The organism is Turicibacter bilis, from assembly GCF_024499055.1.
GTDB classification, from domain to species: Bacteria; Bacillota_I; Bacilli_A; order MOL361; family Turicibacteraceae; genus Turicibacter; species Turicibacter bilis.
Window position 1 is genome coordinate 1,477,468 of record NZ_CP071249.1, and the last position, 16,777, is coordinate 1,494,244.

General features: G+C 34.5%; 12 protein-coding genes. 1 reads left to right on the forward strand and 11 read right to left on the reverse strand.

What is annotated here, in order from left to right; translation table 11 throughout:
* Positions 1–88 precede the first annotated feature (88 nt).
* The 4 genes from J0J69_RS07125 to J0J69_RS07140 form a co-directional block, all read right to left on the reverse strand.
* The gene (locus J0J69_RS07125) at positions 89–5,518 is read right to left on the reverse strand and encodes a CehA/McbA family metallohydrolase (RefSeq protein WP_212725712.1); all 5,430 of its coding nucleotides are present in this window, start codon (positions 5,516–5,518) and stop codon (positions 89–91) included.
* A gap of 177 nt (positions 5,519–5,695) precedes the next feature.
* A complete protein-coding gene (locus J0J69_RS07130) occupies positions 5,696–6,835 on the reverse strand; it encodes a YibE/F family protein (protein WP_212724179.1) in 1,140 nt (379 codons plus the stop codon).
* Between the two features lie 231 nt (positions 6,836–7,066).
* The gene (locus J0J69_RS07135) at positions 7,067–7,918 is read right to left on the reverse strand and encodes a DegV family protein (RefSeq protein ID WP_055242824.1); all 852 of its coding nucleotides are present in this window, start codon (positions 7,916–7,918) and stop codon (positions 7,067–7,069) included.
* A gap of 27 nt (positions 7,919–7,945) precedes the next feature.
* Positions 7,946–8,812: a DegV family protein gene (locus J0J69_RS07140; RefSeq protein WP_055275168.1), complete on the reverse strand. Its 867-nt coding sequence runs from the start codon at positions 8,810–8,812 to the stop codon at positions 7,946–7,948.
* Between the two features lie 333 nt (positions 8,813–9,145).
* On the opposite strand from J0J69_RS07140, the gene J0J69_RS07145 reads away from it, so the two are divergent.
* Complete coding sequence (locus J0J69_RS07145) at positions 9,146–9,787, forward strand: YigZ family protein (RefSeq protein ID WP_082411186.1); 642 nt, start codon at positions 9,146–9,148, stop codon at positions 9,785–9,787.
* Between the two features lie 39 nt (positions 9,788–9,826).
* On the opposite strand, the gene J0J69_RS07150 is transcribed toward J0J69_RS07145, so the two are convergent.
* The 7 genes from J0J69_RS07150 to atpD all read right to left on the reverse strand — a co-directional run bounded on the left by J0J69_RS07150 (position 9,827) and on the right by atpD (position 16,761).
* Positions 9,827–11,095, reverse strand: a complete 1,269-nt coding sequence (locus J0J69_RS07150) for a replication-associated recombination protein A (protein WP_055275170.1) — start codon at positions 11,093–11,095, stop codon at positions 9,827–9,829.
* Positions 11,096–11,334: 239 nt separating this feature from the next.
* Positions 11,335–12,330, reverse strand: a complete 996-nt coding sequence (gene mreB / locus J0J69_RS07155) for a rod shape-determining protein MreB (protein WP_055242818.1) — start codon at positions 12,328–12,330, stop codon at positions 11,335–11,337.
* Between the two features lie 163 nt (positions 12,331–12,493).
* Complete coding sequence (locus J0J69_RS07160; protein WP_055242815.1) at positions 12,494–13,216, reverse strand: M23 family metallopeptidase; 723 nt, start codon at positions 13,214–13,216, stop codon at positions 12,494–12,496.
* 53 nt (positions 13,217–13,269) lie between these two features.
* Entirely contained in the window at positions 13,270–14,250 is a 981-nt protein-coding gene (gene spoIID / locus J0J69_RS07165; RefSeq protein ID WP_212725713.1) for a stage II sporulation protein D, read from the reverse strand.
* A gap of 72 nt (positions 14,251–14,322) precedes the next feature.
* Complete coding sequence (locus J0J69_RS07170) at positions 14,323–14,538, reverse strand: hypothetical protein (protein WP_055242809.1); 216 nt, start codon at positions 14,536–14,538, stop codon at positions 14,323–14,325.
* A 394-nt stretch (positions 14,539–14,932) separates the two neighbouring features.
* Positions 14,933–15,334 (reverse strand): ATP synthase F1 subunit epsilon, encoded by a 402-nt coding sequence (gene atpC, locus J0J69_RS07175; RefSeq protein ID WP_237252482.1) that lies wholly within the window; start codon positions 15,332–15,334, stop codon positions 14,933–14,935.
* Positions 15,335–15,357: 23 nt separating this feature from the next.
* Positions 15,358–16,761 (reverse strand): F0F1 ATP synthase subunit beta, encoded by a 1,404-nt coding sequence (gene atpD, locus J0J69_RS07180; RefSeq protein WP_055242805.1) that lies wholly within the window; start codon positions 16,759–16,761, stop codon positions 15,358–15,360.
* Positions 16,762–16,777 lie beyond the last annotated feature (16 nt).

Genomic DNA, 16,777 nt, shown 5'->3' on the forward strand with positions numbered 1-16,777 from the left:
AGTCTATTGCTATTTAGTATATTCAATTTTTTCTTATTCATTTACAAAAAAAAAGACTGACTCAAAAGAGTCAGTCTAATAAAATAAATTATTTAGATTCATTTTTACGTTTATTCGTTGTATAAGCTACATATCCAGCAATAATAAATGCCATTCCTGCTGCGAACCATCCGAATAACTGTCCATAACCTGTTTCAGGTTTTTCTTCAGCTAGATTATTTCCATTTTCATTGCTGTTTCCGTTTCCATTGTTGTTTCCGTTTCCGTTGTTGTTTCCGTTTCCATTGTTGTTTCCGTTTCCGTTGTTGTTTCCGTTTCCGTTGTTGTTTCCGTTTCCGTTGTTGTTTCCGTTTCCGTTGTTGTTTCCGTTTCCATTGTTGTTTCCGTTTCCGTTGTTGTTTCCGTTTCCATTGTTGTTTCCGTTATCAGAATCATCTACTAATTGATTTAAATAATCAATAACTTCAGTGTTCATTGCTGGAACAACTAATGATAAGTAATGTGTATGTTGTGTATTTGTTAAAGTTAAGTTATAAGTTAACGATTGACGTGCATGATACACTGTTACTGTTACTTCATAACCTTTAATTAAATCTTTAATTGACTGAACTGTTGCTTCTTCTGAAACTTCAAGCACTAATGGATTTTCTTGCGTCGCATTTCCTGAGATTGGTTTTAATACATCAGTATCGATAACCTCTTTTAATGATTCCGGAATCTCAAGTTGACCATTTCCTGGTGTTTCTTCACTATCTACAACAATTACCTCATCTGTGTTACGAACACGGATACGTTTACCTGCTGCATCTTCAGCTGCTAATCCAATAACTGATAATGTATCACCAACTTTAATACGATTAGCCCATGCTCCAACAGCTTCTCCTGACTGTCCGCCACCAATATATCCATTAATGTGAACACGTGCTTCTCCAGATTCATCACTAATAATAATATTTCCGGCTTGTGTATCAATTGATTTGACAACACCTTGAGTTGAAATTAAAAGTCCTTCATACTCTTCTAACATAGTTTGAGCTGCTGTTAATTTTGTTGGCTCAACTAAGTTAATTGATTCATCAATGATTTCTACATCTGTTAATTCTTGAACTTCACCTAATTGTGTATCACCTTCATAAGAACCAACAACACCTGTAATACGTACCTTTTGACCTAATTTTAATTTTGTATTAGCGATTGGGTGAATTGTAATTCCACCTGTTTCATCTTGTACATAAACAACATCAAAGAACGATGTTAATGGATTGTTGTTTCCAGATGTGATGATTCCTTCAATCGTACGAGTTTCACCTTTTAAATCAGGCTCATTATCTCCATTTGCGTCAACATGTAATTCAGCAATCGGTGTAATTTGAGCTGCTTTTGCTGGTGCTACATCATTAATGATATTTGTCATAATTGTTCGGTTTGAATAATCACGAGTTGGATCCATTTCAAAGTCTGAGAAGAATGTTACCCCAGAGGCAATAATTTTTGCTCCATTATCTAATGTTTCAACAGCTAAAGCAACAACTTCACCTGGTTTAACTTCTGTCCAGTCACCTTGATTATCAGCATCAGTATTTTGTGTCGTTGGATGTCCTTTAACGACAACATCTACATTTGCTGATTCGTTCTCAACTAACACTGAGTTTCCACTATAGAAACTGAATTTATAATCTTGATTACTTGAATTTCCTTGCTCAATTTTACCGAAGTCAATTCCTTTAGTATATGGACTTTCCTCATTATAATCATCGAAGTATAAACGGAATTTTTGGTTGCTATATTCTGTATTATCGATAACTTGGTCATCATTGAAACGTAAAGCTGATCCAATAGCTTGTAATACTTTATTTCCTTGTGCAGCATTACCATACTCACCTGTTTTATCACCATAGTCAGCTTTTGAGGTAATAATTAAATGTCCACCAGCTTGAACGTATGCTTTGATGGCTTCTACTTCTGAATTACTATAGAAATGATCATTTGATGGATCGGTTAAAATTAAAACATCCATTCCATTTAACACATCAGCTGTAATTTCTTTCTCATTAATGTGAACAATTCCACCTTCTTGGCCCACTAATTCGGTTACATACTGCATTTTGTTTGGATATTTTGATTCCGTCACATAAGCATTTGCATGACTACCATCAATTAACACATGGCTTACTTCGCTTGAATCAAACGTCTTTACTTCGATACGCTCTGAATATTGACGTTCAGCTCCATTAACCGTTAATGTAATTACCGCTTCAATAACATTTTTCCCTTTTTTCGTTAATGGGAATGACGCACTTAATGTTGCTGTATCAGATGGTTTAATTGTTGCTAAGGCAGCTGTTGCAATTGGTTCAGAAGATCCATTTACAAAGTATTCAACTTTTGCATTTGTTACTGGAGTTGCCTCATTATTATATACAACTGCATCTACCGTAACTTCGTCTCCCACTAATACTTTTGAAGAGCTTACTGTTACACCTGAAATACCTACGTTTTCTTTTTCTCCAATCCATACTGGAGCTGTAACAGCAATATCTAAGTCATTTTGAGTTACTTTAACATAATAATAAGTTGATGATGCTTCCGGTTCAAATGATAATGTCCACTCTTTCTCTGTTGCATCAACATTTGTAATTTCATGAGCAACACGTCCGCCATCTGTAATTAATTGAATTTTATCGATTGTATCCCCAGCATCTGGATCCATTACTTTAATGTAAACTTCAGCCGAATCTTGTTCAGATAAAATTGACCCCATTGTTGCACCATTTAACTCGTAAGAAATGTGTAAGTTTTCATCTTCTGTTGAATAAACACGGCGCTCACGAATGGCTTCATATAAACTATCTCGTGTTAATTCCTCAGCTTCAATAACTGTACGAGCCGTATTGGCATTTCCCCATAACCCTTTGTGGTTATCTTGGTTATTTGTCGGAGCAACGTGCCATCCTTTATCTAATGCACGAGTATAATATTCATATGATGGGAAGTGTGCACTACTGCGAATTGGTCCATCACCATTTCCAACTTCGATTAATGTAATTAACTCATCAATTTCTTCATCATAGAATCCGAAGTCTACGAAATCACCGAATGTTGTACCTGGGTGATTGAACTGTGAAACTGATTGTGGTTGTGTTTTTAATGTTTCGTAATAGTTACGTAAATTCATTGCAGAATTTGTACGAGTTTCAAATCCTTCTGTATTGAATGTATTCATGTGCCCGTACTTACCAGTACCTGCTGACCATGTCATCTCATAAGCATAAATAGCAGTGAACTTATGATCTTCATTATATTTATCAGCCGCACTTAATCCCGTTTGCCATTTTTCACTCATTGATCCGTCTGCAATATTGGCTTGTGTATCATTATCAAATGAGTTTGAGTGATCTGTTACGGCTAAGAAATCAACCTTGGCATTTTCTCTAGCGTGAGTATACGCATCATCAATTGATCCAGCACCGTCTGATAAATTTGTATGCGAGTGTAATTGTCCGAAGTATAAGTTACGTGCAACATCTGCAACTTTAAATGTCCACTCTTTTTCAGTTTTATTACCTGCATTATCAGCTAATTGTAACTTCACTTTGTAAGTTCCATTTTCTAATGCTTCTTTAACTTGATAAGTTAATTCAGTTTCAGTAATTGTTGCTTTTTCAGTTACTTCTTCATCATTGAAGAATAATTTAATTGAATCTAACTTAATTCCTGAACGATCTGCATATTTTGCTGAAATTTTAGGGGTTTTATTTTTACCTACGTTTGCGTTATCGGCTGGTGAAATGGATGTGATTTCTGGATTTGTCTTATCATCTGATGAAATAGAAATTTTATTTATATCTGTCGTCGCTTTATTTCCTTCGATATCTGACGCTTCTATCTTATACTCAATTCCTTTAGCATCTAAATCTTTCTTTCCAATAATCCCTTGATATACGCCATCATTTAATCCCATTGGAACTGATTTAAATTCATTTTCCCCAACGACACGATAGTATAGTGTTACATCTCCAACTTTACGGTTATCTGTAACATTAGCTTTAATTGTAATATCGTAATCTAAATTTCCTGAATCAACCATATCAACTAATGAAATAACTGGCGCTTCAGTATCTTCTTCTTTTACACCTAATTTTTGTGCATGGAAGCTCATATCATCAAATGAAATATTCATTTGTCCTTTCTCTTCGATATAAATACGAATACGTGTTGCATCTTCAGGAATACGAACTCCGAAGTTTTCATATTTACTACTGAATGAATTAAACATGGCTAAGTTTTTCCACTCATCTTTAAAGTTCGATTGATATTGAACACGTAAAACTGTTGTTCCAGATGCTTGAGAAGAATTTCCTTTAGCAGCAAACTTTAATAGTCCATGTCCAATTAAACGGAATTCATCAGTTTCAATATATTGACCTTGCTTTGCGAATTTTAATGAAGGTCCAGCAATATTTCCACCTGAATACTTATCATCATCGGCTAAATTTGTACTCCAACCTTGTGGTAAGTTTGGAAACTCTTTAAACCCTTCATCAAAAACAGTTACTGGGTATTCTCCAGCTTTTGTTACTTCAATACGTTTTTGTCCAATATACTTTTTACCGTCAATCATTGTTGTTGCTGAAATTTGAGTAATTCCTTCTGCAACAGCATTCATTTTTCCAGCTTGATCCACTGTTAAAACTGAAGGAACAGTTGATTCGAATTTAACATCAGATACAGTTTGGCCTTCTTGATTTGTTACTTGTAATGTTGAGTTCATTCCAACTTCAAGTGTTGATGCTCCTGAGATTACTAATTCTCCATAAGCATCTGCATCTGGTTTTGATTCAGTTGGTGGAGTTATTGTTTCTCCATTTCCTGGTTTTTCTGTATTATCTGGAGTTGTTGTTCCACCATTAGCTGGAGGTGTTACTTCTCCACTATCAGGTACTTCTGGCGTCTCTTCAGTTCCCCCTTCAACAATTGATCCTGTTCCTGTTAATGCAACCCCATCTAATGCAACATTAAAGGCACCTTTTGTTTCTAATAAAATTTTTACCTTTGTCGCTGTTTGAGGTACTTTAACTTCTGTCTTAATAAAGTTTGCTGTATCAAATGTTGTTAATGTATGAATATCTGTCCAAACTCCATTTTCTAATACTTGAACTTTTAAAACAGATTCTACATTTACTTGTGTTGAATAACCTTTTGTATAAAAAGTTAATGTTGCATCACTCTCTAAGTTGAATGATGGTGTTTGTAAATAATATCCTGACTTATTTAACTTTAATGATTTTGATGATGTTACACCACCTGAATAAGGCTTTTTATCAGCTTTTGCTTCCCATCCTTCTGCTAGAGTAGGATAGTTACTGAAATCAACACTTAATAATTCATCATTTTGTTGTTCAGCTTCTGTTTGCATAGCTTGTGCATATGCCTTTGGGTTAGGAATAATGATTCCTGATGTCGCAATACTAAAAGCTAATGTACTATTTAGTAGCTTCTTTAAAAAAGTGGTCCTCATAATACCCTCCATGAATTAATTTCTAGCTGTCATGAAAATGGCCTTTTCATTTTACAACCAATTAAATTATACCAAATAATTTCTATAATTTTATACATTTTTAGATAATAATGTTATTTTTTGTATAAAAATGATATATTAACAAAAAAAGGCACACAAATGCGCCTCTTTTTTCAATTATTTTTTCTTAATGCACATATAAGCTGCAATTAAGACTGTAATTGGAACCGTAATAACAATTCCAATACTTCCAGCAATTCCTTGAATTAACTCTGTTCCAAGTACATCCAGATTTACTAATTGAAGTTCACTAATTGTTGCTGAATAAATTAAAATAACAGTCGATAACGATCCTCCTGCTAACGCTAAAATCAACGTATTCGTCATCGTCCCAATCATATCAGTTCCAACATTCATTCCACTACGAATTAACTCTCTTGTGGTTAATTTTGAGCTAACACTCGCCAGCTCAAACATGGATGAGGAAATTGACATTGCAACGTCCATTACAGCACCTAATGAAGCAATTAAAATCCCTGCTAGTAACAATCCTTTAATTTGAAGTTTACTTGTTTCAGAAACATAAAGTAAAGCTTCAGTATCTTGCATTGTTCCACCTGATAAATGCGCCAAGTCACTAAAAATATAAGCAATTAAGGTTGCAATTAATACTCCTGATAATGTTCCAATAATTGCTGTTATTGATTTTTTATTTAATCCCGCTACTAGCCATAACGTCACAAATGTACTTAAAAAGACGATAATAATGGCAGCTAACACTGGATGCATTCCACCTAACATTAATGGTAACATTAAGAAAATAACACATACACCTGTAAATAATAATGATACCAGTGATTTAATTCCTTTAAATTTTCCAACCCATGCAACTAATGCACAGAAAATAACTGCTAATAACCCTAACACATGATTACGCTTATAACTACTTACAGTCAGATCAAGAATTTCTCCCTCATCTAAATAAGTTCCTACAATAATATTTGTATCTTTTTTTACAATCGTATTGTATAAGCGACTAATATGATTTTTGAATGTGTATTCTTCTCCTTTATATGGTCCATCATCTAATTTAACACGTATCTCCTGTACCCCAACAGTAAACTCTCCCGTATAATTATCAGGCCCTAAATCTTCATTTTGAACCTCTAATACTGTTGCACTATAATACTGAACATCACGATTTAATCGATTCGGTAAATAGCCTCCCTCAAAAATAAAACCTGAAATCCAAATAATAAATCCACAAGAAATCAAAACCAACACAATAGGTAATAACTCTTTACTCCACTTCTTCACTAAAAACTCCTCCTAGTTGTATTTTGTCCTCTAACAACATCCAAAAAAATGGAATGTTATACCTAATAAGTATACAACATTCCATTAATCAACAAAATATGACAACTATCTATTTTTATTAATTTGTGATATAAATACTAATTATTACAATTTATACTAGTGTTAAACTTTAAATGACTAGCAACACATCAGAATAATAAAAAATGGAATGCAAATTGCATTCCATTTCTATTATTTATGTTTTACCCATCCAATGGCAACAGCACCTGGTCCACCATGAACCGCAACAACTAATGAAATTGGATAAATCTTAACTTCGTGATTTGGGTAAACTTCTTGTAATTCAGCTTGGACTGTTTTAGCTCCTTCTTCATTACCAATATGCATAACAACTAATTGATAATCATCCGTTAATTTTGCTTCTTTTCCAATTTCAATTAATCGTTTTAATGACTTTTTAAAGGTACGAATTTTCTCAATTGCTTGTAATGTCCCATCCGGTTGCATTTGACAAATTGGCTTAATTTGCAATAAGCTTCCTAAAGCAGCTTCCACATTTGATAAACGTCCACCTTTACGTAAATTCGTTAAATCATTGATGGCAGCATAGAATTGATTATTTTCACGCATCATTTCTAAATAATCAAGAATTTCTTGTACTGAAGCACCTTCTTGTGCTTTTTTAGCCGCATAGACAGCAAACATCCCTTGTGTATAAGTAACTGTGCGTGAATCAAACACATGAATATGTTCTGGATTAACCATTTCTGCGCATGTTTTAGCTGTTTGATGACTTCCACTTAATTGGCTTGAAATATTGATATGAATAATATCCTCATATCCTTGTGCAAATAATGATTCATATAATTCCATCGTTGACCCTGGTGACGGTTGTGATGTCGTTGGTAATCCACTATAGTTTTCACAACGCTCCATAAATTCTTCTGGTGTCATATCAATAAATTCACGGTAAGACTCTGTTCCAAATACAATTGAAATATAGTTTACATGAATATCTAACGCTTTTAATTCTTCAGCAGGAATACATCCTGTGCTATCAGATACGATCGCTATTTTTGCCATATCCTTTTACCTCCCAAATGATGACTATTAAATGTTATATTGATCCGGCATCCAGCAAGCTCCAACTCCACCACGTCCAAAGTGAATCGCCATAACTGGTCCGATTTCATTTCCTACATGTACCTCAACTTGATCTTTACATGCCTCTTCCATTAACGCTTTTAATTCATTTGCACCTTCAACGGCATTCACATGTGTAATACGAACAATTTGCTTTCCTGATTTTGAAACATCTTCACGTAAACGTTCAACAATCCATTTAAAGACACGCTTTTTTGTACGAACTTTATCAAAGACATCTAATTTACCATCTGATAATCCGATAATCGGCTTAATATTTAATAAATTTCCGATACTTGCTGCTGCTTTTGATAAACGCCCTGTACGTACTAATGTATTTAAATCGTCTACATATAAATACATTGGTCCATGAGTTTTATAGAATTCAACTACTTTAATAAGCTCTTCAACGTCTTTCCCTTCTTCTAAAAGTTGGCATACACGTAAAAGAACATTTTCTACTCCTATCGATGCTGTATTCGTATCAATCACTGTAATACGTCCTTCAGCACCTTCTACCATCGTACTAGCAATACGTGCGGAATTAACTGTACCACTCACATGATTTGTGCAGAATAACCCTAAAATATAATCATAGTCTTGAAGTAATTTTGTATATAATTGAACAAATTCTTCTGGTGCAGGTTGTGATGTTGAATAGGTAGCTCCTTCATCAATCATACGAAATAATTCTTTATTATTAATTTCCTTTTGTTCAGCATATGCTTTATCATTTACGATAACATTTAGATACCCGTAATAAACATCTGGATAACGGTCTAAATCAGCTGCTGTTAAATTTGTAAGACTGTCTGTTACAATAGCGACTTTCATAATCCACCTCATTATTTTATCTATCAATATTATAGCACATCTTTAATTCATCAAAATGCATGACTTCTAAATATCTATCAAAATTAGTTTTAATTTCAAACCTTATTTATATTTTAATGGAAAAAAGAAAAATGTCAACTTATTCACCTAGATTCTGTTAATTATAACTGGTAGATTCTTTTACATCAAACACTTTTACCTCTTCGTCAATCTGAATATCATTTTAAGATTTAAATTCAATCATAATCATCTCTACCTCTTTAGATATGAAGTTTTAGAAAAGATGGTTAATTTTTATGTTATAATTAATTCAAACTAGTTGAGGTGATACATTTGGAACGTTATTTAATGGTTGCACAAGATGGTGAACACGAAATCGTTGTTGATAAGTCACGTTTTATTTGTCATGTCAAACGTGTCTATAATGATCAAGACGCTATGGAATTTATTAAAGAAATAAAAAAAATTCATTGGAATGCTACACATAACTGTTCAGCTTATCAAGTCGGAGATTTCAATGAAATTCAAAAAGCCAATGATGACGGTGAGCCAAGTGGAACAGCCGGTGTCCCGATGCTTGAAGTATTAAGAAAACAAGGCATTAAAAACTGTGTGGTAGTTGTAACGCGCTACTTTGGTGGCATTAAATTAGGTGCTGGTGGTTTAATCCGTACTTATGGAAAAGCCGTCTCTGAAGCGATTAAAGAACTTGGAGTCATTGAACGAAAAACAATGAAAACCATGTTTGTCAATGCAGACTACAACTTACTAGGAACAATACAAAGTCGTTTAGAAGGAACGGACTATTTAATCAGTCAAGTCCACTACACGGATAAAGTGTCAGTTGAAGTCTTAATCGATGTTGATTCAGAAGAGACATTTACCTCTTGGATTATTGATATGACAAATGGTAAAGTCGATGTTGTCCCTGGAGAAACATCATTTAAAGAAGTCCCTTATCATCGTGAAGCATAAGAAAAACCATTATCCACAAAAAAGATGGATAATGGTTTTTTATTGACTATTATTTTTAATGAAGTTTTGATACGCAACAAATCCTTGTTCAATTTTATTAGGAACAGGTTTATAATAAGTTTTATTTTTTAAACGATTCGGTAAATACTGTTGTTTAACATAATGATTAGGATAATCATGTGGAAACTTATATTCGATGCCATGACCTAATTTCTTTGCTCCTCCATAATGCGCATCCTTTAAGTGCTTTGGTATTTCACCAACGTTACCTACCTTTAAGTCGGCTAAGGCTTCATCAATGGCCGAAATTGCTGAATTTGATTTTGGACTATTCGCAAGTAAAATAACGGCTTGCGCAAGTGGAATACGAGCTTCAGGAAAACCGAGTTGCATCGCTGCATCTGTACAACTTTTAACGATAGAAATCGCTTGTGGATAGGCAAGTCCAATATCCTCAGCTGCAATCACTAACAGACGACGACAAATAGAGGTTAAGTCACCGGCTTGAATCAAACGTGCTAAATAATGAATGGCTGCATCTGGATCACTTCCGCGGATTGATTTTTGAAACGCACTTAAAGTGTCATAATGCTGGTCACCAAATCGATCATAAGAAAAGCCCGCTGTCACCGTACATTCACGGGCAACCTCCATGGTTAAAACGAATCTTTCTGTACGACAGTTTGGATAAAGTGCAATTTCTAATGCATTAAGCGCACGACGCAAATCTCCGTTAGCGACATTAGCAATATAATGTAATGCTTCTTCCTCATAAGTCAGTGGATAGAGATAAAACTCTGACTCTACAAGCTCGACTGCACGTTTGAGTCCCTCTACAATCTCTTCTGGTGTCAAAGGCTTAAATTCTAAAATAGTAGACCGACTTAAAATGGCGCTAAAGATAGTAAAATAAGGATTTTCTGTTGTACTCGTAATCAGGGTAATCTGCCCAGTTTCAATATATTTAAGCAACGTCTGCTGTTGCTTCTTATTAAAGTTCTGAATCTCATCTAAATACAAGAAAATACCATTCATTCCTTCTAGCGTATTTAAACTTTGAATAATCTGCTTAATATCTTCCGTCTTTGCATCGGTTGCATTCAACTTATAGATTTTCTTATTTGAAAGACTCGCAATAATATTCGCAATCGTTGTCTTCCCTGTCCCACTCGGTCCATAAAAAATAAGATTGGGGATATGATTAACTTCAATTAATTTTCTTAAAATTTGATTTTCACCAATTAAATGTTGTTGCCCAACAACCTCATCTAACGTTCTCGGACGAATTAAATCAGCTAATGGCTTCATGCATTCTCACCCCTTTATAAATAGCATCGGATATTTATTGTATCACTTAGTTTCATGAAATAAAACTAAACACTTGAATACACATTAGCTCATGTATTCATCACTTCTTGCTTACTCATCATTTCTTTGAAACTATTTTTTAATGTTGGTAAAATCTAATATTTTGTTGATAACCGACGCACTAACTTTCAAAGTTATTAAAAAAGCTTCAGACAAATGTCTGAAGCTTTTTATCTGTCTTAACGACGGCGGATTTTATCGATATGATCAAGCATGATTCCTGTTCCGATAACAACACAATGTAATGGATTGTCTGCTACAAAGACAGGAACATGTAATTCGTCTGCTAATAAACGGTCTAATCCGTGTAATAATGCTCCCCCACCAGTTAACACGATACCTTTGTTCATGATATCAGCTGATAATTCTGGAGGAGTTTGTTCAAGTACATTTTTAGCTGCATGAACAATGATGCGTACTGATTCACGTAATGACTCTTCAACTTCTGTTGATGAAATTGTAATTGTGCGTGGTAACCCTGATACTAAGTCACGTCCACGAACTTGTAATTCTTCTTCGCGACCTTCTGGATAAACAGTTGCAACACTAATTTTAATTTCTTCTGCTGTACGATCCCCAATTAATAATTTATAATTTGTTTTGATATAATCTACAATATCTTGGTCAAAACGGTTACCGGCAATTTTAATTGATGCTGATGTAACAATATCTCCTAATGATAAAACGGCGATATCTGCTGTTCCACCACCAACATCGATAACCATGTTTCCTGATGGTTTAGAAATATCCATTCCAGCCCCTAATGCTGCAATTTTTGGTTCTTCTTCAATGAAAACTTCACGCGCTCCACATTTTTCCGCTGCTTCACGAATTGCATTTTTTTCAACTAATGTAATATTAGTTGGACAGCAAATCATGATACGTGGCTGTGAAAGCATTCCTTTAATATTTAATGAGTTGATAAAATGTTTTAACATCATTTCAGTTGCTGCGATATCAGCAATAACCCCATCTTTCATTGGGCGTACAACTTCAATCTTTCCAGGTGTACGTCCAAGCATTTGACGAGCTTCTTCACCAGCAGCGATCATTCGTCCTGTTTGTGCATCCATTGAAACGACAGATGGTTCCTCTAGAACAATTCCTTTACCTTTTTCATATATTAATACGTTAGCAGTACCTAAGTCAATTCCAATATCTTTAGAAAATAGCATACTTTCCTTCCTCCAAACTAATTTTTCAGTATTAGTATGTCTAAATAATTCATCACTATTTTATATTTTATCACAATTATATAGGTACGACTATATCTTTTCAAAGCGAAAAAATATTTTTCAACAAAAAAAGGCACTAATTTACATTAGTGCTTTTTTATTATTATAAATCACCTAATTTTTTATCAATGACAGTTTCAGGATTTACTTTAACATTATCTTTTAACACTTCAAAGTGGACAACGTTTCCTGAATCCGGTTCAAGTTGTGAAAGTCCTGTTTTACCGATTACATCACCTTGTTCGATTTCAGCTCCCGCTTCAACAGCTACATCATAAACACCTGTATAGACTGTTTTAACACCATTTTGATGTTCGATTGTCACAACTGTTCCTTTTAGAACTTCATCTTTAACAGTAAGAACTTTTCCTGATAAAGCGGCTACAACGCTAACTTCTTCATTATTAGAGTTTTTTAAGCTCACACCTTTAGATTCACGAGTATATACTGTTTCTCCTACTTTGTAGTTGAATAAACTTTTTACTTGGATCGATGTGTCAGCTGTTTGGTCATAATACGATTTAGCTACTACAACATCCTCACCTTCAAGTGGCGATTTAATAACTTCTTGTAATAGAGCAACTGTTTTAGCATCTGTTGTTTTATTGACAGTTGTTGTTCCATCACCATTTGTATAAACAACATCATTATCACCATTTGCTGGATTAGATACTGTTTGATTTCCGTTCATTCCAGTTAACCATAATTGAACGCCTGCAAATGTAGCAGATGCTCCTAGAAGTACAACTAATGCGAAGCTAATTGGATCGATTTTTTTGAATAATTTTTTGTTTTTTAGATTTGACATTCTTTCTTTGAATTTCATATGATCATCACCTCACCGTTATGATGACCACATTTTTCCTATCTTATTCAAAATTAGTAATTTTTTTCAATTATATTAACATTTTGGTAATAATGATTAATGATATCTCGATAGTTTTTCCCCTGTTTCGCTAATTCATTAGCTCCATATTGGCTCATTCCGACTCCATGTCCATACCCATATGTCGTAATAATCACCTTATTGTCATTAAATGTTAGTGAAAAATCCGCTGATCTTAAACCGAGAATTTCTCGAAATTCACGTCCTGAGTAAACTTTATCACCGACTAAAATTTCATTCACATTCTTTCCTTCTGTTTTATTTAAGATCACAAAGCTATCTTTTGTTAAACTTTTATTATTAAATTTATTTCTTAACTCATCTAATGTAAATTCTGTTTGAACTTCATAGTTAGGTGCAGTTTTATCCCATTCACTATTGACGCTTTTTAAATAGGGATACGATGTTGACCAGTAATCTTCTGAATTTTCTGTATAGCCATTACTAATCGAGAAATAAAATGGCTTAATTAATTCATCTTGATATGTAATAATCTCTCCTGCTGTCTCCTGAACAGCTTGTGAAACTTTTCCATAATACTCATCAAATTTATCCTGCCACTTCTCTTTGAGTTGTTCATTGTCTAAGTAAACTTGATGCTTGACCGTATCATGAATAGCATCTTGTGATTCTAATAATTGAATCGTATAAGTTCTAGCCGCTACGGCCTGCGCCTTAAGTGCCTCAAGATCATATAAAGCTGGCATTTCACCTGAAACAACTCCAATTAAATATGTTTCTAAAGGAAGTTCAATGGATTCATTTTTTGCTTCCCTAAAAACAGTCACTATCTGTTCATTCGTCCCCTCTTCTTCTTGATTTTCTTCTTCGTTTTGTTCTTTTGTAATAGCCATAGATTGAGGGGGATTAAAATCCGTTTCTGGACTTTGTGCTTGGTAAATGACTTGAAATGAAAGTGGAATACAAATCAAAGTTACGATAAAGATTACAAATCCTACTGCAATTTTTTTCACGATATCACCTATCTTTTCTAAAAATACATCCTATTCAAAGGTATGCACAAGATAAAGTGATATGACTATTAACTAAAAGATTTGTTTAATTAAAGAAAAGATATCGGTAAAATATCCTAAAAACAGCTTACTAATACTAACTGTTAAAATCATATATAAAAGAATGATTTCCTGACGACCTGTTCCTTTTTTAAAAAGTTGTTCTAATCTTAACGACATTAAAACTTTAAACACAATAGGTAACATTAAAATATACCAAATAATCATGAAATACGCTTGAATATTCATTGTCATCCCTCCTAAAAAATAAAACCTATAAATCATTCATAGGTTTTATTTTACACGGATTTATTTATTATTTGAATAAGTTAAGTAGATTTTCTGAAGCAACTTCTGGTTCTGATCTCCAAGAATAACATTTTCAACAGCTACTCCAATTTCCGTACGAACTTGACTCATAGAGTATTTATCTGTAAAGAAAGCTGGCGTATAGTAATAAGCACCTTCTTGTGCTGGTCATGAAATCTTTGTTGTATCTTTGTTAGATAAAAATAAGAAATAGGTAACATTATAAAATAAGAGGTATTTTTGTTTTTGATACAATAGGTGACAAGACACCTTTGATAACAAATAAGAAAATAATAAGAATTCCTATAAAAAAAGAGGCCATATCGGCCTCTTTTTATTCAGAGATTCTTTTTTCACCAACTCGTATTTGGTTGAGAAGTTTCGCAATTTCCATTTCAGATTTAATTAAATCTTCACGGGTTTTAGCGTTTTGTTTTTGACGTTCACTACGCTCAAGCTCCATTTTAGCACGTGCAACATCAATGTCTTCAGCCATCATTGCATCATTTGATAAAACGTTAATGTGGTTATTTGAAACCTCAAAAATTCCATTATCAACAGCAATGTATGAGCTTTCCCCATTCATATCGATACGTAACTCTCCAACACCTAATGGTGTCATCATTGGAATATGATTGTGTAAAACAGCAAAATCTCCGTCAATCCCACGAGCGAAGACGCGTTCTGCTTCTCCATCGAATACAAGTTTATCTGGTGTTACTACGCGAATAGTCATCACTGACACGGTACCACCTCACACTATTTCATCTTATTAGCTTTTTCGATAGCTTGTTCGATTGTTCCAACTAAGCGGAATGCTTCTTCTGGTAAATCATCATGTTTTCCATCAAGGATTTCTTTGAATGCACGAACTGTTTCAGCAACTGGTACGTAAGCACCTTTTAATCCTGTGAACTGTTCTGCAACGTGGAAACTTTGTGATAAGAATAATTGGATACGACGAGCACGGTGTACTACTTTTTTATCTTCGTCACTTAACTCATCCATACCTAAGATAGCGATGATATCTTGTAATTCACGGTAACGTTGTAACATCATTTGGACACGACGAGCTACATCGTAGTGTTCTTGTCCAACGATATCTGGTGATAACGCACGTGATGTTGATGCTAATGGGTCTACTGCTGGATAGATACCCATTGCCGCAATACGACGCTCTAAGTTTGTTGTTGCATCTAAGTGGGCGAATGTTGTAGCTGGTGCAGGGTCAGTATAGTCATCTGCAGGTACGTATACAGCTTGGATTGATGTGATTGATCCTTGCTTAGTCGAAGTAATACGTTCCTGTAACTGTCCCATCTCAGTTGCTAATGTTGGTTGGTACCCTACCGCTGATGGCATACGTCCTAATAAGGCAGAAACCTCAGAACCTGCTTGAGTGAAACGGAAAATATTATCAATAAATAATAATACGTCTTGTTTCATTTCATCACGGAAGTATTCAGCCATCGTTAAACCTGTTAAGGCAACACGTAAACGTGCACCAGGTGGCTCGTTCATTTGTCCGAATACCATGGCAGTTTTGTTAATTACTCCTGATTCAGTCATTTCATGGTATAAGTCGTTCCCTTCACGAGTACGTTCCCCTACACCGGCGAATACCGAAATCCCACCATGCTCTTGAGCGATGTTGTTGATTAACTCTTGGATTAATACAGTTTTACCTACTCCGGCACCACCGAATAAACCGATCTTACCACCTTTGATATAAGGTGCTAATAAGTCTACGACTTTGATTCCTGTTTCAAGAATTTCAACTGTTGTAGATAATTCATCGAACTTAGGAGCTTCTTTATGAATTCCTTCATGAGGAGCGTCAGCTGATACTGCTCCTTTGTTATCTACTGGTTGACCTAATACGTTAAAAATACGTCCTAAAGTTACCTCTCCTACTGGAACGCTAATTGCGCTTCCTGTATCGACAACTTCTAATCCGCGGACTAACCCATCTGTTGCATCCATTGCGACAGTACGTACAACACCATCACCAAGTTGCACTGCAACTTCCAGTGTTAATGATTTACGTTCCCCACCAACTTCATAATCAACAGTTAAGGCATTGTAAATAGCAGGAAGATGATCTAAGTCAAACTTCACGTCTACTACTGGTCCGATTACGGCTACAATATGACCTGTTGCCATTTATGATGACCTCCTT

What these genes read in the sequence shown, in the direction of transcription:
- J0J69_RS07140 (WP_055275168.1), bottom strand. Translation starts at nt 8,812, where the DNA reads ATGAAAGTCGCTATTGTAACAGACAGTCTTACAAATTTAACAGCAGCT.
- J0J69_RS07150 (WP_055275170.1), bottom strand. Translation starts at nt 11,095, where the DNA reads ATGAAGCCATTAGCTGATTTAATTCGTCCGAGAACGTTAGATGAGGTT.
- J0J69_RS07125 (WP_212725712.1), bottom strand. Translation starts at nt 5,518, where the DNA reads ATGAGGACCACTTTTTTAAAGAAGCTACTAAATAGTACATTAGCTTTT.
- atpD (WP_055242805.1), bottom strand. Translation starts at nt 16,761, where the DNA reads ATGGCAACAGGTCATATTGTAGCCGTAATCGGACCAGTAGTAGACGTG.
- atpC (WP_237252482.1), bottom strand. Translation starts at nt 15,334, where the DNA reads ATGACTATTCGCGTAGTAACACCAGATAAACTTGTATTCGATGGAGAA.
- J0J69_RS07135 (WP_055242824.1), bottom strand. Translation starts at nt 7,918, where the DNA reads ATGGCAAAAATAGCGATCGTATCTGATAGCACAGGATGTATTCCTGCT.
- J0J69_RS07170 (WP_055242809.1), bottom strand. Translation starts at nt 14,538, where the DNA reads ATGAATATTCAAGCGTATTTCATGATTATTTGGTATATTTTAATGTTA.
- mreB (WP_055242818.1), bottom strand. Translation starts at nt 12,330, where the DNA reads ATGCTATTTTCTAAAGATATTGGAATTGACTTAGGTACTGCTAACGTA.
- J0J69_RS07160 (WP_055242815.1), bottom strand. Translation starts at nt 13,216, where the DNA reads ATGAAATTCAAAGAAAGAATGTCAAATCTAAAAAACAAAAAATTATTC.